The sequence below is a fragment of the Paenirhodobacter sp. genome (assembly GCF_047600745.1).
In the GTDB taxonomy this organism is placed as follows: domain Bacteria; phylum Pseudomonadota; class Alphaproteobacteria; order Rhodobacterales; family Rhodobacteraceae; genus Rhodobacter.
Genome location: NZ_JASGKI010000004.1, coordinates 1,244,024 through 1,265,472 on the forward strand (window position 1 = coordinate 1,244,024; position 21,449 = coordinate 1,265,472).

At 68.3% G+C, this 21,449-nt stretch carries 22 protein-coding genes and 1 other RNA gene; 12 read left to right on the forward strand and 11 right to left on the reverse strand.

Annotated features, from left to right (window positions below):
* Positions 1–10 precede the first annotated feature (10 nt).
* Entirely contained in the window at positions 11–1,006 is a 996-nt protein-coding gene (gene nudC / locus QM789_RS14870; RefSeq protein ID WP_420352642.1) for an NAD(+) diphosphatase, read from the reverse strand.
* Between the two features lie 227 nt (positions 1,007–1,233).
* Between nudC and QM789_RS14875 the strand changes: the two genes are divergently transcribed.
* The 6 genes from QM789_RS14875 to ffs all read left to right on the forward strand — a co-directional run bounded on the left by QM789_RS14875 (position 1,234) and on the right by ffs (position 6,097).
* Complete coding sequence (locus QM789_RS14875; RefSeq protein ID WP_420352643.1) at positions 1,234–2,892, forward strand: bifunctional 2',3'-cyclic-nucleotide 2'-phosphodiesterase/3'-nucleotidase; 1,659 nt, start codon at positions 1,234–1,236, stop codon at positions 2,890–2,892.
* Positions 2,813–3,199, forward strand: a complete 387-nt coding sequence (locus QM789_RS14880; protein WP_420352644.1) for a hypothetical protein — start codon at positions 2,813–2,815, stop codon at positions 3,197–3,199. The genes QM789_RS14875 and QM789_RS14880 overlap by 80 nt, the downstream gene beginning before the upstream one ends.
* Before the next feature lie 168 nt (positions 3,200–3,367).
* Positions 3,368–4,375, forward strand: a complete 1,008-nt coding sequence (locus QM789_RS14885; protein ID WP_420352645.1) for an ABC transporter substrate-binding protein — start codon at positions 3,368–3,370, stop codon at positions 4,373–4,375.
* 9 nt (positions 4,376–4,384) lie between these two features.
* Positions 4,385–5,185, forward strand: a complete 801-nt coding sequence (locus QM789_RS14890) for an ABC transporter ATP-binding protein (protein ID WP_420352646.1) — start codon at positions 4,385–4,387, stop codon at positions 5,183–5,185.
* Positions 5,185–5,949, forward strand: coding sequence for an ABC transporter permease (locus tag QM789_RS14895; protein WP_420352647.1), 765 nt, complete (start codon positions 5,185–5,187; stop codon positions 5,947–5,949). Before QM789_RS14890 ends, QM789_RS14895 begins: the two co-directional genes overlap by 1 nt.
* Before the next feature lie 49 nt (positions 5,950–5,998).
* An RNA gene (ffs, locus tag QM789_RS14900) (signal recognition particle sRNA small type) lies at positions 5,999–6,097 on the forward strand.
* Between the two features lies 1 nt (position 6,098).
* On the opposite strand, the gene QM789_RS14905 is transcribed toward ffs, so the two are convergent.
* The 3 genes from QM789_RS14905 to QM789_RS14915 are packed head-to-tail and all read right to left on the reverse strand — an operon-like array spanning position 6,099 to position 8,129.
* The gene (locus QM789_RS14905) at positions 6,099–6,881 is read right to left on the reverse strand and encodes a metal ABC transporter permease (RefSeq protein ID WP_420352648.1); all 783 of its coding nucleotides are present in this window, start codon (positions 6,879–6,881) and stop codon (positions 6,099–6,101) included.
* Positions 6,874–7,653, reverse strand: a complete 780-nt coding sequence (locus tag QM789_RS14910) for an ATP-binding cassette domain-containing protein (protein WP_420352649.1) — start codon at positions 7,651–7,653, stop codon at positions 6,874–6,876. Before QM789_RS14910 ends, QM789_RS14905 begins: the two co-directional genes overlap by 8 nt.
* Positions 7,650–8,129, reverse strand: coding sequence for a Fur family transcriptional regulator (locus QM789_RS14915; RefSeq protein WP_420352650.1), 480 nt, complete (start codon positions 8,127–8,129; stop codon positions 7,650–7,652). The genes QM789_RS14910 and QM789_RS14915 overlap by 4 nt, the downstream gene beginning before the upstream one ends.
* 95 nt (positions 8,130–8,224) lie before the next feature.
* On the opposite strand from QM789_RS14915, the gene QM789_RS14920 reads away from it, so the two are divergent.
* Genes QM789_RS14920 through QM789_RS14930 form a run of 3 tightly spaced genes read left to right on the forward strand, consistent with a single transcriptional unit; the run spans position 8,225 to position 10,167 of the window.
* Positions 8,225–9,133: a zinc ABC transporter substrate-binding protein gene (locus QM789_RS14920; RefSeq protein WP_420352651.1), complete on the forward strand. Its 909-nt coding sequence runs from the start codon at positions 8,225–8,227 to the stop codon at positions 9,131–9,133.
* A gap of 59 nt (positions 9,134–9,192) precedes the next feature.
* Entirely contained in the window at positions 9,193–9,669 is a 477-nt protein-coding gene (locus QM789_RS14925) for a GbsR/MarR family transcriptional regulator (RefSeq protein WP_420352652.1), read from the forward strand.
* A 60-nt stretch (positions 9,670–9,729) separates the two neighbouring features.
* Complete coding sequence (locus QM789_RS14930) at positions 9,730–10,167, forward strand: thioredoxin family protein (RefSeq protein ID WP_420352653.1); 438 nt, start codon at positions 9,730–9,732, stop codon at positions 10,165–10,167.
* Here the strand turns inward: QM789_RS14930 and QM789_RS14935 are convergent, their stop codons facing one another.
* On the reverse strand, positions 10,168–10,494 hold the full coding sequence (locus QM789_RS14935; protein ID WP_420352654.1) for a YnfA family protein: 327 nt from the start codon (positions 10,492–10,494) through the stop codon (positions 10,168–10,170).
* Between the two features lie 648 nt (positions 10,495–11,142).
* On the opposite strand from QM789_RS14935, the gene QM789_RS14940 reads away from it, so the two are divergent.
* On the forward strand, positions 11,143–12,033 hold the full coding sequence (locus tag QM789_RS14940) for a transglycosylase SLT domain-containing protein (RefSeq protein WP_420352655.1): 891 nt from the start codon (positions 11,143–11,145) through the stop codon (positions 12,031–12,033).
* Positions 12,034–12,036: 3 nt separating this feature from the next.
* Here the strand turns inward: QM789_RS14940 and QM789_RS14945 are convergent, their stop codons facing one another.
* Positions 12,037–14,508: an ABC transporter permease gene (locus QM789_RS14945; RefSeq protein ID WP_420352656.1), complete on the reverse strand. Its 2,472-nt coding sequence runs from the start codon at positions 14,506–14,508 to the stop codon at positions 12,037–12,039.
* Positions 14,505–15,173 carry an ABC transporter ATP-binding protein gene (locus tag QM789_RS14950; protein ID WP_420352657.1) on the reverse strand — a complete coding sequence of 223 codons (669 nt, stop codon included), beginning with the start codon at positions 15,171–15,173 and terminating at the stop codon, positions 14,505–14,507. The genes QM789_RS14945 and QM789_RS14950 overlap by 4 nt, the downstream gene beginning before the upstream one ends.
* Here QM789_RS14950 and QM789_RS14955 point away from each other — a divergent pair.
* Positions 15,172–15,870 carry an arylesterase gene (locus QM789_RS14955; protein WP_420352658.1) on the forward strand — a complete coding sequence of 233 codons (699 nt, stop codon included), beginning with the start codon at positions 15,172–15,174 and terminating at the stop codon, positions 15,868–15,870. The two genes, QM789_RS14950 and QM789_RS14955, sit on opposite strands and share 2 nt — an antisense overlap.
* On the opposite strand, the gene QM789_RS14960 is transcribed toward QM789_RS14955, so the two are convergent.
* From QM789_RS14960 to hemC, 3 genes are read right to left on the reverse strand one after another with little or no spacing between them, the layout of a single operon-like run.
* A complete protein-coding gene (locus tag QM789_RS14960; RefSeq protein WP_420352659.1) occupies positions 15,858–17,066 on the reverse strand; it encodes a hypothetical protein in 1,209 nt (402 codons plus the stop codon). The genes QM789_RS14955 and QM789_RS14960 overlap by 13 nt on opposite strands.
* A gap of 7 nt (positions 17,067–17,073) precedes the next feature.
* Positions 17,074–18,465, reverse strand: coding sequence for an FAD-binding oxidoreductase (locus QM789_RS14965; protein WP_420352660.1), 1,392 nt, complete (start codon positions 18,463–18,465; stop codon positions 17,074–17,076).
* Entirely contained in the window at positions 18,453–19,397 is a 945-nt protein-coding gene (gene hemC, locus QM789_RS14970; protein ID WP_420352661.1) for a hydroxymethylbilane synthase, read from the reverse strand. Before hemC ends, QM789_RS14965 begins: the two co-directional genes overlap by 13 nt.
* A gap of 88 nt (positions 19,398–19,485) precedes the next feature.
* On the opposite strand from hemC, the gene hemE reads away from it, so the two are divergent.
* A complete protein-coding gene (hemE, locus tag QM789_RS14975; RefSeq protein WP_420352662.1) occupies positions 19,486–20,517 on the forward strand; it encodes a uroporphyrinogen decarboxylase in 1,032 nt (343 codons plus the stop codon).
* 74 nt (positions 20,518–20,591) lie between these two features.
* Here the strand turns inward: hemE and QM789_RS14980 are convergent, their stop codons facing one another.
* Positions 20,592–20,975: a hypothetical protein gene (locus tag QM789_RS14980; protein WP_420352663.1), complete on the reverse strand. Its 384-nt coding sequence runs from the start codon at positions 20,973–20,975 to the stop codon at positions 20,592–20,594.
* Between the last annotated feature and the right edge of the window lie 474 nt (positions 20,976–21,449).

The window sequence follows — 21,449 nt, forward strand, 5'->3', positions numbered from 1 at the left end:
TGAATCACCGCTAACCATCCCGATCCGCGAGCCAGCCGCGCAGCATCCACCCCGCGATGGCCCCGGCGCGCGGGGCCCGGATCACCGGATCTGTCCCCGCGAAAATCCCGGCCAGACGCTCGCGCCCGACCCAGAGCGCATCTTCGAGTTCCACCGGATCCAGCGTGATCTCCGCGCTCAGCGCCTCCCCCTCGCAGGCCAGCATGAGCTGCATCGGGAAGGGCCAGGGCTGCGATGCCAGCATCCGCACCGCGCCGACCCGGATGGCGGTTTCCTCGGCCACCTCGCGCCGGACCGCGGCTTCGACTGTTTCGCCCGGCTCAACAAAACCCGCAAGGCAGGAATACATGCCCTCGGGCCAGCCCGGAGACCGCCCCATCAGCACCGCATTGCCCCGCGTCACCCGCATGATCACAACCGGATCGGTGCGCGGAAAATGATGCGTGTCGCAGGCCGGGCAGTGGCGCTGCCAGCCGCCCAGCGTCGCCCGGGTCGGCGCCCCGCATTTGCCGCAAAAGCCATGGCCCTCGTGCCATTGCAGCAGCGCGCGGCCGATGGCCATCAACTCGCCCGCCCGCGCATCCATCTGGAGCAGCGCGCCGCGCAACTCTCCGAACGCCACCCCGGGCGGCGCTCCCGGCGGGACCGGATCGCCCTCGCCTTCGGGTTCCCACGGCGAAACGTCCTGCATGAAAACCGCCTGCCCCCCGGAAAGCCCCAGAAACAGCGGCGGCCCCTGCGCAAAATCCAGAAGCGGAGCTCCGGGCCGCAGCGCCGCGAGCCCCGCGCCGATGACGGGATCGGTTCCGCCCGGAGACAGCAGCGCCCGGCCCCGCCACAACGGCAGGATCCGTGTCCCCGCCATCCCGGCCAGCCGCACGAGCGCCCCGGGATCGGCCCGCACCCCCACCGCCCGGTCAAGGCCCGATCCGGCGAAGGCCAGCCCCTCCCGCGGATCGAACAGGATCCCGGATGCGGGATCGGAAACGGTCGGCCTGTCTGTCATGCTGCCTCCGACGGTAGCGGAACCTGCGTCTCTCTCTGCCATATGGTCAAGTTTGACGCCAGTGTGTTGCAATTCTGCGCAATCCGCGCAGCTTTCCCACGCCGGAAACAACCACGGGTTGTTTCTCGTCGACATCCCGTTAACCTTCATGGTTGAGTCGCCGGAAGATCGCGGAACCCGGCAACAGAAGCATTCAGGGGCCGGAAACGGCCCGAGAGGGACAGCGGATGATGTTTTGGAACGGCCGGGACGAGGGCAGCGGCTCGATCTGTCAGTCCTTCGCTGCCCAGTTCGACAGCCACAGCCCCCACACCGCTTTCCTGCCCGGACAACCCCCGGCCACGCGCCACGACGGCGAAGGCACCGTGGCCCTGCGCGTGATGGCGACGACGGACCTTCACGGCTTCCTGCTGGGGTACGACTACACCCGCAACCGCCCGTCGCCCGATACCGGGCTGAGCCGTGTCGCCAGCCTGATCGCGCGCGCCCGGGCCGAAGCGCCCAACTGCCTGCTGTTCGACAACGGCGATTTCCTGCAAGGCTCGCTGCTCGCCGATTTCTGGGGTCAGCGGCGCGGCATCCATTGCGGCGAGACCCATCCGATGATCGCGGCGATGAATGCGCTCGGCTACGATGCGGGTACGCCGGGCAACCACGAATTCAACTTCGGCCTGGACTATCTGCACCGGGTGCTGCGCGACGCGCAGTTCCCCTTCGTCTGCGCCAATGCCCTGTGGGAGGGCGCGGGGCACATGCTGCCGCCTTGGATCATCCTGGAGCGCGAGGTTACCGACGAAGCCGGCCTGCCGCAGCGGTTGCGGATCGGGGTGATCGGCTTCCTGCCGCCGCAGACGGTGAACTGGGACCGGGTGCATCTGGCCGGAAGCGTCACCACCCTCGGCATCGTCGAGGCCGCCCGGCTGGAGGTTCCGCGCCTGCGCGCCGCCGGGGCGGATGTCGTCATCGCGCTGGCCCATACCGGCCTTGGCGATGCCGGGGACGATCCGGAGCATGTGGGCCGCAAACTCGCGGCGGTCGAGGGCATCGACGCGCTGGTCTGCGGCCATAGCCACATCGCCTTCCCGCCCCCGGGCGACGATCCGGAGCGGGGCAATATCAATGGTAAACCCGTGATCCTGCCGGGGCGGTGGGGGTCGCATCTGGGGGTGATGGACCTGACCCTGCGGCGGCGTGACAATGGCGGCTGGCGGGTCGAGGGCGCGAACAGCACGCTGCGGCCTGTCGCGCAGCGGGCCGGGCCGGGGCGCTTCACCTGCCAGACCGAGGAGGATCCCCGGATCGTCGCTCTGGGGGCCGAGCCGCATGCCGAGATCATGGCCGAATTGTCGCGCGTGCTGAGCCGCTGCGCCACGCCGCTGCAAAGTTTCTTCTCGATGGTGGCGCCGGACGCGGCCCTGCACCTGATCGCGGAGGCGAAGGCCGCGCATGTGCGGCGCGCGCTTGCGGGGCAGCCGGAGGCGGATCTGCCGTTGCTTTGCGCAGTCACGCCGATGAAATGCGGCGCGCGGGGCGGCCCGGATCATTTCATCGACATCCCGCCCGGCCCGTTGCGGGTGCGCCATGTGCTCGACCTCTACGCCTTCCCGAACACGGTGACCGCTGTGCGGCTGACCGGCGCGCAGATCACCGAATGGCTGGAACGGGCCGCGGCGGCCTTCCTGCAAGTCGCGCCCGGGGGGACCGGCCAGCCGCTGCTGAACCCCGCCTTCCCGAGCTACAACTTCGACATCTTCCACGGCCTGACCTATGAGATCGACCCGAGCCAGCCCGCGCGCTACAATGCGCATGGGGCTTCTCGTCGCGCCGCAGGCACAGCGGATCCGCGATCTGCGCCACGCGGGCCGGGCGGTCCGCCCCGGCGATGAATTCATCGTCGCCACCAACGATTTCCGCATTTCCGGAACCGGCTGTTTTCCGACGGGTCAGGCCCCCGAAGTCCCGCTGGACCGGCGCCGGACCGCCTGGGACGTGCTGCTGGAGGAGGCCGCCCGCCAGCCGCTGGTGCAGCTGCGGGCGCGGCAAGTCTGGCGATTCGCATCGCTGCCCGGCACATCCGCCTGGTTCGAGACCTCGCCCCGCGCCCGTGGCCGGTTGGAGGAGGCCGAGGGCGTGCGCCTGTCGGAGCAGGACGTGACCCGCGACGGCTTCCTTCGGATTCGGATTGATTTCTGACATTCCTGCCGCGCCTTTGTGCATTCGGGCATTTTTTGTGCATTCATCCGCTGAACGCACAGTTTCAGGGCAAACCTGCGACGTTCTCCCCTGCCCCCGCGCCGGGCGGATTTCCCCGCCCCGCCATGGCGGGCAGGATCGGCGGGACAATCGCATAAGGAGTCCACCATGTTCCACCGCGCCCTTGCCGCCACCCTGCTTACGGGCATGTCCGTTTCCGCGGCTCAGGCCGAGATCGCCATGCCCTTTGCCCTCGACTGGAAATTCGAGGGACCGGCGGCGCCCTATACGCTCGCGGTGGACAAGGGGTTTTACGAGGCCGAGGGGCTGAAGGTCACGGTGACCGAGGGGGCGGGGTCGCTCGATGCGATTCCGAAGGTGGCGACGGGGGCCTTTCCGGTCGGCTTCACCGACATCAATTCGCTGATGAAATTCCTCGACCAGAACCCCGGCGCGCCGGTGACGGCGGTGATGATGATCTACGACAAGCCCCCCTTCGCCGTGGTCGGGCGCAAGTCGCTGGGCATCGAGACGCCGAAGGATCTTGAGGGCAAGAGCCTCGGGGCGCCGCCGCCGGATGGCGCCTGGGCGCAGTTCCCGATCTTCGCGGCGGAACAGGGGCTCGACATGGCGAAGATCACGGTCGAGCCGGTCGGCTTCCCGGTGCGCGAACCGATGCTGGCCGAGGGCAAGGTGCAGGCGGTGACGGGCTTCTCCTTCACCTCCTCGCTCTCGACCGAACGGCTGGGCGTGCCGCCCGAGGACATCACCGTGCTGCTGATGTCGGATTACGGCGTGGCGCTTTACGGCAATGCTGTGATCGTGAACACCGATTTCGCGAAGAAGAACCCGGAGGCGGTCACCGGCTTCATCCGCGCCACCGCGAAGGGCTGGAAGGAAACCATCGCCGATCCGAAGACCGCGATCGACACGCTGATGAAGCGCAACCCGGCCGCGGACGAGGCACTCGAAACGAAGCGACTTGGCCTGTCGATCACGGGCAATGTCCTGACCGATTACGTCCGGGACCACGGCATCGGCGGTATCGACGACGCGCGTTTCGCCAAGGCGATCGAACAGATGAAGACGGTTTATGAATTCAACACCGCGCCGGATGCGACGCTCTATTTCGACGCCTCCTATCTGCCGACGGACGGCAGCCTGAAGATCGACTGAGTGCCTTCGATGCAGACGGCTGCGAAGAAATTCATCGACATTCAGGGCGTGCGCCACGCCTACAAAACCCGCAACGGCCCGCTGCCGGTTCTGGACGGGCTGGACATCACCGTGCCGCAGGGCGAATTTTGCGCGGTGGTCGGCCCGTCCGGCTGCGGAAAATCCACCCTGACGCGGCTGATCTCGGGCCTGATGCGGCCCGATGCGGGGACCGTGATCCTCGCCGGGCAGGAGGTCACCAGCCCGCGCAAGACGGTGGGGATGGCGTTCCAGAATCCGGTCATGCTGGAATGGCGCACGATCCTTGAAAACGTCATGCTGCCGCTGGAGATCGTCGCCCCCGGCATGAAAAAGGCCGAAGCCCAGGCCCGCGCGATGCGCCTGCTGGAGATGGTCGGCCTGAAAGGGTTCGAGGCGAAACGCCCCTCCGAACTGTCGGGCGGGATGCGTCAGCGCGCAAGCCTGTGCCGCGCGATCGTGCATAAACCCGACGTGCTGATCATGGACGAACCCTTCGGCGCGCTCGACAATTTCACCCGCGAGGATCTGTGGCAGACGATGCGCGACCTGCGCGCGAAGGAGCCCTTCACCTGCGTGCTGATCACCCACGACCTGCGCGAAAGCGTGTTTCTGGGCGATCAGGTCATCGTGCTTTCGGGCCGGCCGGCAAAGACGCAATATGTGCTGGACGTGGACCTGCCCGCCGACCGCACGATCGACATTCTCTATGAACCGAAGGCGGTCGACATGCTGCATCTCCTGCGCGAACAGATCCGCATCGCTCAGGGCCGCGACGGGGGGGCGCATTGATGGACAGCATGCAGAAAATCGGCGTGCCGCTTCTGGCGATCGCGCTGTTCCTCGGCCTGTGGGAGGCGCTGGTCTGGGTGAACCAGTGGCCGAATTACAAGATGGCCTCGCCCTCCGACCTGCCGCCCGCCTTCTGGAAATTCCGGGTGCTGTTCTTTGAAATGGGCTGGCAGACGCTGTGGCGCACCGTTCTGGGCCTGGCTCTGGCGGTGGTGTTCGGGATTTTCCTCGGCATGGTCATGGGGTTTTCCAAGGTCACGCGCGAGGGGCTGTATCCGCTGCTCGTCGGCTTCAATGCGATCCCGAAGGCGACGCTGGTGCCGGTGATCGCGCTGATCTTCATCGGGCAGCATGATTTCAACACGGTGCTGATGGCCTTCCTGATCTCCTTCTTCCCGATCGCGGTGTCGGTGGGGATCGGGCTGTCGACGCTGGAACCCGAATATCGCGACATTCTCGCGGCGCTCGGCGCGTCGAAATTCACGATCTTCCGCAAGATTGCCCTGCCGAAGACCCTGCCCGAATTCTTCGGCGCGCTTAAGGTTTCGGTCACGCTGGCTTTCATCGGCACCAATCTGGTGGAGATCGTTTCCCCCCATGGCAAGGGTCTGGGCGCGCTGTTCCTGTCGGGGCAGACGAATTCGGACTATCCGCTGATGTTCGCGGTGCTGATCGCCTTGGCCTTCCTGGGCATCGTGCTTTACTACGCCGTGGTCGCGCTGGAGCGCACCTTTGCGGGCTGGGCCGAACGCACCCCCGGATGAGCCACGCGGCGGGGTTGCGAATCCCGCCGCCTTTGCCTATATGCAGCCTTGAGAGGTTGGCGCGGGCGAGCGCCTCGCCAACCCGGTCAGGTCCGGAAGGAAGCAGCCGCAACGAGCCCCGCTTGGGTCGATGTCCAGCCTCTCACCCCTCAGCCCCGCCGGATCAGCAGCGACAGCGCAAAGATCCCTGCGGCGGCGGAAACGATCGACGGCCCCGCCGGGGTGTCCCAGGTCAGCGAAGCCCAAAGCCCCAGCAGCACCGCCGCCGCCCCCACGATCACCGCACCGAGGGCCATCGTCTCCGGCACCCGGGCAAAGCGCCGCGCCGCCGCCGCCGGGATGATCAGCAGCGCCGCGATCAGCAGCGCCCCCACGATCTTGATCGCCACCGCCACCGTCAGCGCGAGCGCCAGCGTCAGCACGAGCCGCTCGAACCGTGGATTCAGGCCCGAGGCCCGCGCCAGTTCCTCGTTCACCGTCGCCGTCAGCAGCGCCTGCCAGCGCCACAGCAGCAGCCCCAGAACCAGCGCCGCCCCGCCCCAGATCACCGCGATATCGCCCCGGCTCACCGCCAGAATATCGCCGAACAGGAAGGCCGACAGATCCACCCGCAGCCCGGACACGAAGGATGCCACCACCAGCCCGAGGGCCAGCGCCGCATGCGCGAGCACCCCCAGCACCGTATCCACCGACTGCCCCCGCCCCGCGAGCCAGGCCACCAGCACCGCCATCGCCAGCGCCACCGCCAGCGTCCCCGCGTAAAGCGGCAGCCCCAGCCCGAAGGCCAGCGCCACGCCCAGGATCGCGGCATGTGCCGTCGCATCGCCGAAATAGGCCATCCGCCGCCACACGACGAAAGACCCCAGCGGCCCGGTGGCGAAGGTCACCCCCACCCCGGCCAGCGCCGCACGGATCAGGAAATCGTCAAGCATGAGGATGCCCCGGATGGGCGACATGCGGATGGGTATGGTCGTGCCCATGCCCCGCGTCGCCTTCGTGATCATGGTCGTGGATGTGCTGATACAGCGCGAAGGCCCCGCCGGTACCAAGCCCGAACAGCGCGCGATATTCCGGCGCCTCGGACACCACGCGGGGCGTGCCCGCGCAGCAGACATGGCCGTTCAGGCAGATCACCCGATCCGACGAGGCCATCACCACATGCAGGTCATGGCTGACCATCAGCACCGCGGCCCCCGTCTCTGCCCGGACCTGCTCGATCAGCCGATAGAAGGCCGCCGTGCCGGGCTGGTCCAACCCCTGCGTCGGCTCATCAAGGATCAGGATCTGCGGCCGCACCAAGAGCGCCCGCGCCAGCAGCACGCGCTGAAACTGCCCGCCCGACAGGCCGGTGATCTGCCGCCCGCCCAGCCCCGGCACCCCGGTGCGCGCCAGCGCCGCCCCGGCCTCGGCATCCGTCACCCGTTTGGGCAGCGACAGGAAGCGGCGCACCGTCATCGGCAGGCTGGCGTCGATATGGAGCTTCTGCGGCACATAGCCGATCGACAGGCCGGGTTGCCGCACCACCCGCCCCTCCGCCGCCGGTTCCAGCCCGATCAGCGCCCGGATCAGCGTGGACTTGCCCGATCCGTTCGGCCCGATCACGGTGACGATCTCGCGCGCGGCAATGTCGAAATCGACATGGCTCAGCACCACCGCCTCGCCGTGGCGCACGCTCAGTCCGCGCGCGGAGATCAAAGGCGTCATGAAGCCGCCTTGCACGCCGGGCACAGGCCCAGAGCCTCGATATTCGCGCGCTCGACGGTAAAGCCAAGCGCAGCCGCCGCCGTATCCAGCGCATCGCGGACCGGGGCACCCGGCGCCTCGGCCACCGCATCGCAGACGCGGCAGATCAGGAACACCGGGGCATGGGCCTCGCCCGGATGCATGCAGGCGGCAAAGGCGTTTAGCCGCCGCACCCGATGCGCCAGCCCGTTCTCGACCAGAAATTCCAGCGCGCGATAGGCCACCGGCGGCTGATTGCCGTAACCTTCGGAAGCCAGCCGGTCCAGCACCTCATAGGCGCCCATCGCCCGGTGCGACTCCAGCAGGATTTCCAGCACCCGGCGCCGCACCGGCGTCAGCCGCAGGCCAAGCCGCGCGGCCTCTGCCTCGGCCCGGGCCAGCGTGTCGGCGGCGCAATGGCTGTGGTCGTGGCAGGCGAAGGGGCTGTCGTCCGACATGGCAATGTCACCTTATCACATTTCTCTTGACGCGTTATCGTGTAACGTAAATACACCCCTCCCCAACCACAAGACCGAAGAGGTATCCCATGCGCATGTCCTGTCTCGTCCTGGCCCTGGCCGCGATGCCCGCGCTGGCGCGCGCCGAGGTGCCGAAGGTGGTGACGGACATCCCGCCGGTGCAGTCGCTCGTGGCGCAGGTGATGGGGGATCTTGGCGCCCCCGCGCTGCTGCTCACTCCGGGCACGAATGCGCACAGCTATCAGATGAAGCCGTCGCAGGCGCGGGCGTTGCAGGATGCGGACCTGCTGATCTGGATCGGGCCGGAGATGACGCCCTGGCTTAACCGTGCCGCGGCCGCTTCGGGGGCGAAGAACAGCCTGCCCCTGCTGCATACGAAGGGCACCCAGCTGCGGGATTACGCACCGGAGGCGGACCACGATCACGACCATGATCACGAAGAGGACGGCCACCATCACGAGGGGACCGACCCGCATGCCTGGCTCGACCCGGACAATGCGCGGACCTGGCTGAGCACGATCGCGCAGCACCTCGCCGCGCTGGATCCCGAACACGCCGAGACCTATGCCGCCAATGCCGAAGCCGCCCGGACCCGGATCGCTGCGCTGGACGGGGCACTGAAGGACGAACTGGCCCCGGTCGCGCGGCGCCCCTTCGTGGTGTTTCACGCGGCCTATGGCTATTTCGCCGCGCATTACGGGCTCGATGTCGCGGGCGCGCTGTCGCTCGGCGATGCGGCGGAGCCGGGTGCGGCCCATCTGGCGGAGTTGCGGGCCGGGCTGGCGCACGATGCGGTCGCCTGCGCCTTTCCGGAGGCGAATCACGACCCCCGCCCGCTCGACCGGCTGGCCGAGGGGACGGGCGTGCGGATCGGCGGCGCGCTCGATCCCGAAGGATCGAAGCTGGACGCCGGGCCGGATCTGTATGACCGCATCCTCCGGAGCCTGTCGGAAACGATCCGGGACTGCCTGACCCAAGAGTGAGGCTTGCGCCCGGCCTTCCGGCTGCGCATTGTGCAAACGTTCAGCCGGAAGGAACCCCATTGTCGCGCGACCTCCCCGCCCTGTTCGCTCAGATGGCGCCCGTTCTCGGCCTCAGCCGCCCCGCCGCGCAATGCCTGGGCGCGATCTGGCGCGCCGCACAGGCGCCCTCGGCGGATGACCTTGTGGCGCGGCTCGGCCTGTCGCGCTCCAACATCTCGGTCGCGCTGAAGGAATTGCGCGCGCTCGGACTGGTGCAAACCGCCCGCAGCCCGGGGTCGCGCAAGGATTATTTCACCACCGATCCGGACCCCTGGGCGCTGCTGCGGCAGATCCTCGCGGCGCGGCAGCGACGCGACCTCGCCCCCCTCGCCGATCGCCTGCGGGCCGAGGCCACGGATCCGCATGTCGCCGCACTCGCGGCCGTGGCGACCAGTGCCTCCGAAGGGCTGGCCCGGCTGGCCCAACTGGAGCCCCGGCAACTGGCACAGATCCTGTCCTCCGAACCGCCGCGGAAGAAGAAAAAGAAAAAGGGCTGAGCCTTGCCCGCCGCCCCGGGCCGCCAATATATTCCGCCAGCGGCATGTATGAGGATGGCAATGACCAGCGCATTGCGTGTGACATGCCTGGCCTGCGGGCAGGCGAACCGGGTTCCCGCCGACCGGATGGCAGGCGGGCCGAAATGCGGCATCTGCGGGGCGGCGCTCTGTTCTGCGCGGCCCATGGCGATCGACGGCGCGACCCTGCGCAAGGCGGCGCGCGACGATCTGCCCCTGCTGGTCGATTTCTGGGCGCCCTGGTGTGGCCCCTGCCGGCAGATGGCGCCGCAATTCGAGGCCGCCGCCAGGATGCTCGCGCCGCGGGTCCGGCTGGCAAAGATCGACACGCAGGCCCATCCGGAGGCAGCGCAACGATATGGGATTCAAGGCATTCCGGCCTTCATCCTGTTCGCCGCGGGCCGGGAAATCGCCCGCGCGGCGGGGGTGCGACCGGCGGCGGATCTGGCGGCCTTCGTACGCGGCAAGCTGGGTGTCTGATCAGATCGTTCGCGGCCCCCAGAGGATCACCGCCGCCCCGCACAGGCACAGCGCCGCCCCCATCAGATCCCATCGGTCGGGCGCCTGTCCCTCGACCAGCCAGAGCCATGCAAGCGAGGCGACGATATAGATACCGCCATAAATGGCATAGGCCCGCCCGGCCTGATCCGCCGGGCTCTGCGCGAGAAGCCAGGCGAACAGCGCCAGCGACACCATCCCCGGCGCGAGCCAGACCACCGAACGCCCCATCCTCCACCAGGCCCAGAAGGCGAAACACCCGCCGATTTCTGCAAGGGCGGCCGCGGAATAGAGAACGAGCGTGGGCATGGTGCGGACCGATGAGCGGAGAGCGGGAGCGGGGGAGCGGGGAGCGGGGAGCGGGGAGCGGGGAGCGGGGAGCGGGGAGCGGGGGAGCGGGGAGCGGGGAGCGGGGAGCGGGGAGCGGGGAGCGGGATAGTTCATGAGCAGGCCCCGGATGTCAAACCGACCCTGCCCGCCGCAAGTCTCCCCATCAGATCCGGACTCCGAACCAATCAGCAACACGAAAACGTCGGACAGGACAGGGGGGGATCGCATCCCTGCGCGAATTCTCCCGAGCAACAGGATTAAACCCCGTGCTCGCGGTGTGAGCCTCCATGACTATGCCCAACTGTCCGGTCGAAATAGAGGTCAGCCCCAGCCCCCAGTTCCCAGCCCCCAGTTCCCAGTTCCCAGTTCCCAGTTCCCAGTTCCCAGTTCCCAGTTCCCAGTTCCCAGTTCCCAGTTCCCAGTTCCCAGTTCCCAGTTCCCAGTTCCCAGTCAAGGGGAGCGCGTATGAAGCCGGGTGTCAATGCGGCGGGTGATCTTCAGCGGGCGGGGGCTGAAGGCAAGGGGCCTTTCATCCAGGCATCGCGGCGGTCGCCGCACCCGATCCGGCCCTGAAAACCGCCACGGGCGCCCGGGCCCTGTAATCCGGCTATGCGGGCCTGATTCCCCATGGGACAGCCGATTCGCCCAGCCTTTCGGCGGGATCGGCACCATCGGCGGATCCCCGCAGGCAGTTTTGGCGAAAATCCGCCGATCCGAATATTCGCGATGATTTCGCCCGGTGATGCGATCGAGAATCCTGCACCGATCCCCTTCCGCAGGGAGCCTGCAACAGCCAAGAAATCGCCATGCAATCAACTGTTTTTAATGAGTAAATTTAGAAGACCGCCTTCAACCGATTCGATGGCCGACACAAATTTCCTAAAGGAGGCTGAATCCCTGCCCTCCTGCCCCGCTCCGAACGGCGGCGTCCCCCACACCCCGGCGCTGCGCGCGAAACTGCCCGGCGGAGCTTCGCCGACGCCCGTCCAGCGTGCTTTGAGCCTCGCCTTCGCGCCTGTATTTCAATGCGCGATGAGAGAGAGCGGAGAAAGCGCCCTGATGTATTTTCGCAAGGTTCTGCTGTCGTTGACCGCCGTGGTCGCCCTGACCGCCTGTGGCACGACCCCGCATGCTTCGTCGAAGAACATGGCCCCGGATGCCCTGCCGCTCTATCGCGGGGAAACGCCGGAACTGCGCAATCTCATCAATAAATACGCCGACCACTACAAGGTTCCGCGCACGCTGGTGCATCGCGTGGTAAAGCGCGAAAGCGGTTACAACCCGCAGGCCCGCAATGGCCGTTACATGGGCCTGATGCAGATCGACCCGCGCACCGCGAAGGCCATGGGCCATGGCGGCGGCGCGCAGGATCTGCTCGATGCCGAGACCAACCTGAAATATGCCGTGAAGTATCTGAGCGGCGCGTGGCAGGTGGCGGACGGCAGCGAGGATGCCGCCGTCGGTTGGTATGCGCGCGGCTATTACTACGAAGCGAAGCGCCGCGGCATCCCGCACTGAGCCTTATTCGGGCGCCCGCAGCACCTGCGCGGGCCGCCGCGACAACGGCCTGAGCGCGAAGGCCAACCCGGCCAGCAGCACGGCCAGCACACCGCCGATAACGATCGCCAACGCCGGCCCCAAGGCGAAGCGCCAGGGCATCTCCATCACGAAGCGCAGCACCGCCCAGCTGGCCAGCGTGCCCACCGCGACAGCGATCACCCCCGCCGCCGCACCCATCAGCCCCGAGCGCAGCGCAAACGACCGCAGCACCAGCCCCCGCGTCGCGCCCAGCGTGCGCAACAGCGCCGCCTCCCGCACCCGCGCGGGTTCGCCCGCCGCCGCCGCGCCGATCAGCACCACCAGCCCCGTCGCCAGTGTTACCGAAGCCGCCAGCGCCACCGCCCGGGCGATCGCCTCCAGCGCCTCGGTCACCCGGGCAATGGCGTCGCGCACCCGGACGGCGGTGACATTCGGGTAGCTCTGCGCGATCTCGCGCAGAAGCGGCGCTTCGGCCTCGGGCGGCAGGTAGACGGTGGCGATGCTGCTGAACGGCGCCCCCGCCAGTGCCGCCGGATCGAGCGTCAGCACGAAACCGATCCCCGCCGTCGAGAAATTCACATCCCGGAACGAGGTGATCATCGCCGTGATGTCCCGGCCCAGAATGTTGACCGTGATGCTGTCGCCGAGCTTCAGCCCCAGTTCCTGGGCCTCCTTTGCGCCGAAACTGGCCTGCGGCGGGCCGGTATAGCCCGGCGGCCACCATTCGCCCGCCGTCAGCGGCTCGCGCGGGGTGTCGGCGAAGGTCACGCCCCGGTCGCCGCGCAGAACCCAATGATCGGGGCGGCCTTCGCGCGCGGGACGACCGTTGATCTGGGTGATGACGCCGCGCAGCATCGGCGCGGTTTCGACACGGGCCACCTGCGGCTCCGCCCGCAGCCGCGCGGTCAGCGGCGCGACCTGATCGGGCTGAATGTCGATCAGGAACCAGGCGGGCGCCTGATCGGGCAGGTCGCGCGCGATCGCCATGCGCAGGGCGCTGTCGATCTGCCCCACCGCCGACAGGACCGACAGCCCGAGGCCGAGCGACAACACCACCGCCCCCACCTCGGAGCGCGGGGCGGAAATCGCCGCCAGCGCGGCATGAAGCGCCACATGCCCCCGCGCCCGGGGCCGCAGCCAACGCGCCAGCCGACGCAGCCCCGCCGCCACCAGCGCGAACAGCCCGAGCGCCGCACCCACCGCCGCCAGAACCGAAACCGTAATCGCGGGCCGCCCGGACAGCCCCGCCGCCACCGCGACCAGAACCACGGCCAGCGCCGCCGTCACGCCCCAGCCGCCCCCACGCCCGCCGCGATAGAGCCAGGCGGCGCGCAGCTGCATCATCCGCGCGAGCGGCCCGGCGGTGAACAGCGCCGCCGTCAGCGCCCCATAAAGCCCCGCCTCCAGCATCGGGCGCAGCGTCAGCCGCACCTCGACCGGGATCGGCATCGCCGCCGCGATCGGCCCGGCGGCGAGCCACACGCCCAGCCCCGCCAGCACCAGCCCGCCCGTGATCCCCACCGCCGCGACCACCGCCAGTTGCAGCAGGAAAACCGCGCGGATCATCCCACCGGTCGCGCCAAGCGCGCGCAGGGTGGCAATCGTCGCGGCCTTGCGCGCGATCCAGGCATTGGTGGCGGCGGAAATCCCGATGCCGCCCACCGCCAGCCCCGCAAGCCCGACCAGCACGAGGAAATCGGCCAATTGCGCGGTGAACCGCTCCACCCCGGGGGCGGCGCGGCGGCTGTCACTCCAGCGCATCCCGGCGCCCTCGAACCGCGCCGCCGCCGCGCGTTGCAGCGCGGGAAGGCTGTCGCCGGGGCGCAGGGTGACGCGATATTTGCTCTCATACAGCGTTCCGGGCGCCAGAAGCGACGTGCCGTCGAGCGCCGACAGATCCACGATGCTGCGCGGGCCGAAGGCGATGCCGGTTCCGGTCGAATCCGGCTCGCGCAGCAACCGCGCCGCCAGAACGAAGGGCTGCCCCGCCAGCAGCACCTGGTCCCCCACCGCAACCCCCAGCCGGTCGGCCAGCGCGGGATCGAGGAACACCGCCGGAACGCCCTCCCGCGGGGCCAGCGTGGCGCCGGGCGGATCGAGTTCCAGCGCCCCGGTAAGCGGATAGGCCGCATCCACCGCCTTGACCTGCGTCAGCGCGAAATCCGTGCCGGTGCCCGCCATCGACCGGAACTCGACCACTTCGGACACCCGCCCGGCATGAGCGTCAATCCAGCCGCGCTCCTCGGGCGTGGCGCGGCGATAGGTGAAATCATATTGCGCATCGCCGCCCAGCAGGACCACCCCCTGCCCGGCCAGACCCGCGCGCACCGCATCGCGCACGAGCCCAACGCCCGCAATCGCCGCCACGCCCAGCATCAGGCACAGCACGAAGACGCGGAACCCCGCCAGCCCGCCGCGCAACTCCCGGGCGGCAATCCGAAACGCCAGCCTCATGCCAGCCGCCCATCGGCCAGATGCAGCACCCGGTCGCAGCGTGCGGCCAGATCCGGCGCATGCGTCACCAGAACCAGCGTCGCGCCATGTTCCGCCTGAAGCCCGAACAGCAGGTCCATGATCGCCACGCCATTCGCGGCATCGAGGTTCCCGGTCGGCTCATCCGCGAGCAGGATCGCCGGGCGCGGCGCCATCGCGCGGGCCAGCGCCACGCGCTGTTGCTCGCCACCCGACATTTCGGTCGGATAATGGGTCAGACGGTGGCCAAGGCCCACGGCGCGCAGTTCCGCCTCCGCCCGGGGCCAGGCGTCGGCTTCCCCGGCGATCTCAAGCGGCAGCGCGACGTTTTCGAGCGCCGTCATCGTCGGCACCAGATGGAAGGATTGAAACACGATCCCCATCCGCCCGCGCCGGAACCGCGCCAGCGCATCCTCATCCATCGCCGTCAGATCCTGCCCGAGTGCCATCACCCGCCCCGAGGTCGCGCGCTCCAGCCCGCCCATCAGCATCAGCGCCGAGGACTTGCCCGAACCGGACGGCCCCGTCAGGCCAACGCTCTCGCCCCGGTTGATGTTCGCCGAGATGCCGCGCAAGATCTCCACCGGACCGGCACTTCCCGTCAGGGTCAGCCGCACGTCGTCGAGAGAAAGGACCGTATCCGCCATGAATTTCCGCTTTTCGCTTGGTCTTTCCAATGGATATGGGCCGCGTGCCCGGCGGCGCAACCGCATCGCAGCGATTATTTCCGCAGTTGCATTCGCAACGGGCGCGCAGGCCGATCCGGTCACGCTGCTCGCGCTTGGCGACAGCCTGACGCAGGGCTATGGCCTGCCGCAGGGCGACGGGCTGGTGCCGCGGTTGCAGGCGTGGCTGCGGGCGCAGGGCGCCGAGGTCACGGTGATCAACGCCGGGGTTTCGGGCGATACCACGGCGGGGGGGAAGGCGCGGCTGGGCTGGTCGCTGACGCCCGAGGTGGATGCGGTGATGATCGAGCTTGGCGGTAACGACCTTTTGCGCGGTATGCCGCCCGAACAGGCCAAGGCCAATCTGGATGCGATGCTGACCGAGGTGACGGGGCGGGGGCTGCCCACGCTGCTGGTGGGCCTTGCCGCGCCCGGCAATTACGGCCCCGCCTATCAACAGGCGTTCAACGCGATCTGGCCCGATCTGGCAGCGAAACATCAGGTGCTGCTGCTGCCCGATCTGCTCGCCCCGATCGCCGCGCGCACGCCCGAGGAACGCGCAGCCGAGGGGCTGATGCAGGGGGACAACATCCACCCTTCGGCAAAGGGGGTGGAGATGGTGGTCGAGGCGCTCGGCCCGAAGGTTCTGGAGCTGTTGCAGCAGGTTCAGCGCGACTGACGCCAATCGAGCAGAACCAGCGCCGTTGCCCCGGTGACGGCGAACACCGCCCCCATCACCGCCGCCAGCCCATAGCCCGAAAGCGCCACCCCCACGGCAAATGTCGCCGCGCAGAAGGCATCGCCCACCAGCTTTTGCAGCGCCATTAGCGAGGCCCCTGCCCCCGGACGCGCGGCCAGAAGCTCTTGCAGATAGGCCATCGGCTGGGTCAGCACCACCGCCCCGCCAATCGCCGCGAACCACGGCAGTACCCAGATCGTCCACGACCCTGCCAAGAGCGGGATCCCCGCCAGATGCACCGCATAAAGCACCGCCCCGATCAGGATCAGCCGCGCCTGCGGCACCCGGTTCAGCACCAGCGGCAGCGCCAGCATGAAGGGCACCTCAAGCCCCGCCGTGATCCCGGCATAAAGCGCGGTATCGGCGGCGCCGCGCCCCGGTGTCGCCGCGAAGACCAGCCCGATCACCACCAGATAGAGCGTCACCCCCCCGTTGATCGCGCCCAGCGACACCACCCGCAGCAGCACGCCCGGATCCCAGATCTCGCGCAGCGACTGTCGGAAGCTCAGCCCCGATCTCGGATCGGGCCAGCGCGTCGCCCCATCGCGCGGCCAGAGCCACCACGTCAGCCCGAGCAGCGCCGCCGCGCAGACCAGGCACACCGGATAGATCACCGTCAACGCCGCCCCGCTCCGGAACACCAGCGCCCAGACCGGCAGCACCATCACCCAGGGCAGCGCGAACAGCGCCCGCAGCGTGGACTGGATCGCCGGGCGGTCCGCCGCCGGATGCAGCGTCGCCGCCAGCCGGGCCAGCGCGAAGATCTGCCCGAAGATCGAACTCGCCAGCGGCAAGAGCAGCACATGGACCAGAACGAAGGTGACCGGCCCCGGCGCCACCACCATCAGCGCGGTGCCAAGGGTCAGGCTGGTTGCCGAAAGCAGCGCGATGCCACGCCGGTTCGCGCGCTGATCCGCCAGAATGCCGAAGCCCACCGAACTCGTCACCGCGATCAGCGAGGCCACCACCAGAACGGCAGAGAAACTGCCGTCGCCCAGCCCGAATACCGTCACCGCCAGCGACGAGGCATAGGGCAGCACCGAGGCCAGATGCGTGCTGAACAGCACCAGAAGCACCGCCGAAAGCGCCAGCGTCGGGTCTTGCACGATCGGGCGGAACGGGGCGAACAGGCCCATCCCCCGCCTAGGCCGCCCCGGGGGGCAGAACCTTGCCCGGGTTCAGGATCCCCTTCGGATCGAGCGCGGCCTTGATCGCGTGCATCACCGCCAGCGCGACCGGATCCTTGTGCGCGGCCATGGTTTTGCGTTTCGATATGCCCACGCCATGTTCGGCGGAGAAGGTGCCGCCCAGGGCCACCGCCTCCGCGCTGATCGCGGCGCGGATGTCGGCCATGGTCGCGTCATCCGTCAGCGCCGGATAGGCGGTGTAATGGATGTTGCCATCGCCCAGATGCGCGACGATCAGCTCCGTCGCGCCCGGGTCGATCGTGGCCAGCCGCGCCGTCATCCGGGTCAGGAACTCTTCGAGCCGATCAAGCGGCAGCGCCACATCGGTGTCGATCAGGAAGGGTTCGGTGAAGGTGATCTCGGCGGCGGATTCGCGCATTTCCCAGATCTTGCGGCGCTGCCCTTCGTTCGCGGCGATGATCGCCTCATGCACCGCGCCACGCTCCATCGCCGCGCCCAGCAGGTCTTCGAGCCGCGCGACCGGGTTGTCTCCCGGGATCGTCGTCGCGATCTCGACCATGATGTTGACGGGCCGCGGCGGGAAGGGACAGGCCAGATCGGGCTTCAGCCGCCCCAGCCGCTCCATGAAGGCCAGCGGCATCAGCTCGAACGCCTCGACCGCGCCGCCGGTGCCCGCCTGAATTTCGTGCAGGAGCGCCAGCGCCTCGGGCAGGCTGTCCATCCCCAAAAGCGCCGTCGCATGGGCCACCGGCGCGGGCGCCAGCCGGAACACCGCCGCCGTGATCACACCAAGCGTCCCCTCCGCCCCGATCAGCAGGTCGCGCAGGTCGTAGCCGGTGTTGTCCTTGTGCAGCCCGGTCAGCAGGTTCAGCACCCGGCCATCGGCCAGCACCGCCTCGATCCCCAGGCACAGCGCCCGCGTCACGCCATAGCGCACCACGTTCGACCCGCCCGCATTGGTGGACAGGAAGCCCCCCACCATCGCCGACCCCTGCGCCCCGAAGGTGAGCGGGAACATCAGCCCGTGATCCGCCGCCATCTCGCGCAGCGATTGCAGCACCACGCCCGCCTCGGCGGTGACGGTGCGCGCAGCCGTGTTGAATTCCCGCACCCGGTTGAGCCGCGCGAGCGACAGCATCAGCGCGCCCTCCGCCATCGTCCCGCCGTTCAGCCCGGTATTGCCGCCCAGCGGCACCACGGGCGTTTCGGTCTCGTTCGCCAGCCGCAGCACCGCCGCGACCTCATCCACGTTGCCGGGCCGCACAACGGCGAGCGGCGTCCAGTGGTAATGCCCGGTCCATTCGCGACCGAACCCCTCCGTCTCCGCCCCGGTCAGCACATGGGAGGCGCCAACGATCCCCCGCAGCCTGTCGATCAGCGCTTCCATGCGAAGAAATCTCCCGGCGCCTCGGCCAACAATTCCCGCGCCAGAGCGGCGCCGATTTCGACGGCGTCGGCCACCGGGCCACGCAGCGCGCCCCGGATCGCCTCGGACCCGTCGGGGCGCAGGATCTCGCCGCGCAGCCAGACCTCGCCCCCCTCCAGCAGCGCCAGCCCCGCGATCGGCGTCTCGCAGGACCCGTCCAGCGTCGCCAGAAACGCCCGCTCCGCCGCCAGCCGCTGCGCGGTATCTGCATGGTGGATCGGCTCCAGCAGCGCAGCCACGCGACGATCGGCCATGCGCCGCTCGATGCCGATTGCGCCTTGCGCCACGGCGGGCAGCATCTCCTCGGGCTCGATCGCGCCACGCGCCACCCCAGCCCGGCCCAGCCGGTTCAGCCCCGCCATCGCCAGAAAGGTCGCCTCCGCCACGCCGTCTTGCAGCTTCTGCAACCGGGTCTGCACATTGCCCCGGAACTCGACCAGCTTCAGATCCGGCCGCCGGTTCGCCAGTTGCGCCCGCCGCCGCAGGCTCGACGATCCCACCACCGCGCCCGCCGGCAGATCCGCGATCCCCGCATGATGCAGCGAAACAAACGCATCGCGCACATCCTCGCGCGGCAGGTAGCAGTCCAGCACCAACCCCGCGGGCTGCGCCGTCGGCATATCCTTCATCGAATGGACCGCGATGTCGATCCGCCCGGCGCTCAGCGCCTCTTCGATCTCCTTGGTGAACAGCCCCTTGCCGCCCAACTCCTTCAGCGCCCTGTCCGCCGCGATCAGCGCCGCATCGTCACCCGTGGTCTTGATCACCACGATCTCGAACGCCGTCTCGGGCAGGTCATGCGCCGCCATCAGCCGGTCGCGCGTCTCATAAGCCTGCGCCAGCGCCAAAGGGCTGCCGCGCGTGCCGATCTTCAGGGGGGGCATCTGTTCCATGGCCTTGGCATAGCCGCGTCAAATGGCCCGTGCAAGGCGCCTTGACATTCCGCCGCACCCCGCGATGAAGGAGCAAAGGAGGCCCCCGATGACCGACAAGACGATCCTGCGCGCCCTTCGCGGCGAGGCCCTGCCCACGCCGCCCGTCTGGATGATGCGCCAGGCCGGGCGCTACCTGCCGGAATATCGCGCGACGCGGGCACAGGCGGGGGATTTCCTGTCGCTGTGCTACAACCCGGATCTGGCCGCCGAAGTGACGCTGCAACCGATCCGGCGTTACGGTTTCGATGCGGCGATCCTGTTCGCGGACATCCTGCTGCTGCCGCAGGCATTGGGGATGGATCTGTGGTTTGAAACCGGCGAAGGGCCGCGGCTCTCCACCGTCACCACACCCGCCGGGCTCGCCGCGCTGAAGGCGGCGGGGGACGTGCATGACCGGCTGGCGCCGATCTATGAAACCGTGCGGATCCTGTCGCGCGAATTGCCGCGCGAAACCACGCTGATCGGCTTTGCCGGGGCGCCTTGGACCGTGGCGACCTATATGATCGCCGGACGCGGCACCCGCGATCAGGGCCCGGCCCATGCCTTGAAATCCACCGACCGCGCGACCTTCGCCGGGATCATCGACCTGCTGACCGAGGCCACGATCGAATATCTGTCGGCACAGGTCGATGCCGGGGCCGAGGTGATCAAGCTGTTCGACAGTTGGGCCGGTAGCCTGAAAGGCCAGGATTTCGAGGATTTCGCCGTGGCCCCCGCCGCCCGGATCATCGCCGCGCTGAGGGCCCGCCATCCCGGCCTTCCCATCATCGCCTTCCCGCGCGAGGCGGGCGAGGGCTACATCGGTTTCGCCCGCAAGACCGGCGCCGATTGCGTGGCGATCGACAATTCGGTTTCGGCGGATTGGGCGGCGCGGCATGTGCAGGTGGATGGCTGCGTACAGGGCAACCTCGACCCGCGCCACATGGTCACCGGCGGCGAAGCCTTGGTGAAGGCCACGCGCGATGTGGTGCGGGCCTTTTCCGGCGGGCCGCATATCTTCAACCTCGGCCACGGCATCACCCCGGACGCGGATCCCGAAAACGTCGCACTGATGGTCGAAACGATCCGTCGGGGCTGAGCGGATTGCGACAAGACGCCCGGACACAGCCCCCTCAATCCCGCTACGAGCACGCGTGGCCCTAGAGTGTGTCTTCATGTGAGGGTTCCCAGACCTTTGGAGTTCTGTTCAAGATCGCAACGGCGGCGATCTTGAACAGACGCCCCTGACAGACGAGCAATGGGGGGATCGAAGCGCGCGCCATCGGCCTCTCCCGCAGTGGGCCGACGACCAGGATCCACGCGGTCATGGACGCGCTCGGCCTGCCGATCCGGTTCGTGATCACACTGGGCCGACCGCCCGCAGAGGGGCTGATCGCGGGTCTTGTTGGCGCCGGTCATGTCGTGGCCCACGCCAGATAAGACACCGAGGCGTTGCGCCGTTTCATCGCCCATGACCTGCGTACCGCCCGGATCAAACGCAATCGCAGCCGAGCCGGAAGCCAGCCACTGCATCGGGAAGTTTACGGCGAACGCCATTTGGTCTAATTTTTCCTAAACAAAATCAAACGTTTCCACCGTTTCACCCTGAAAAGTGAGCAAACCGCCATCTCGTCCAAGGCATTCACCAATATCGTAAGCGTTGCATCTGGCCCCCGCTTTCACTTCTTTTTGGGATTGCCTCTAGGGTGTATATTGGCGCTACGCGCCAATACGAGGCGCTGTTTTTACTGACTTTTTCGGCGGAGGGCTTCATGCACACCCTCGCCATGCCATTTGGGTCGCGTCGGTATCTGATACCGCAGACCGGATAGCAACGCTCATCGAAACCTTAGCCGGGGCGCCTTCAGCCCTTCCGGGTAGAGTTGCGGGCCGTCAGGCAGATCCAACGCGTCGAGATCGCACCACTTCGCAAAGCATCTGGTGCCATCGCTCTCGTGAAACTCGGCGTGGGTTGCGCCTGAAAGGGCTTCGTTGGGAAATGCCACGTCGAAGATCGCCAGAATTTCATGC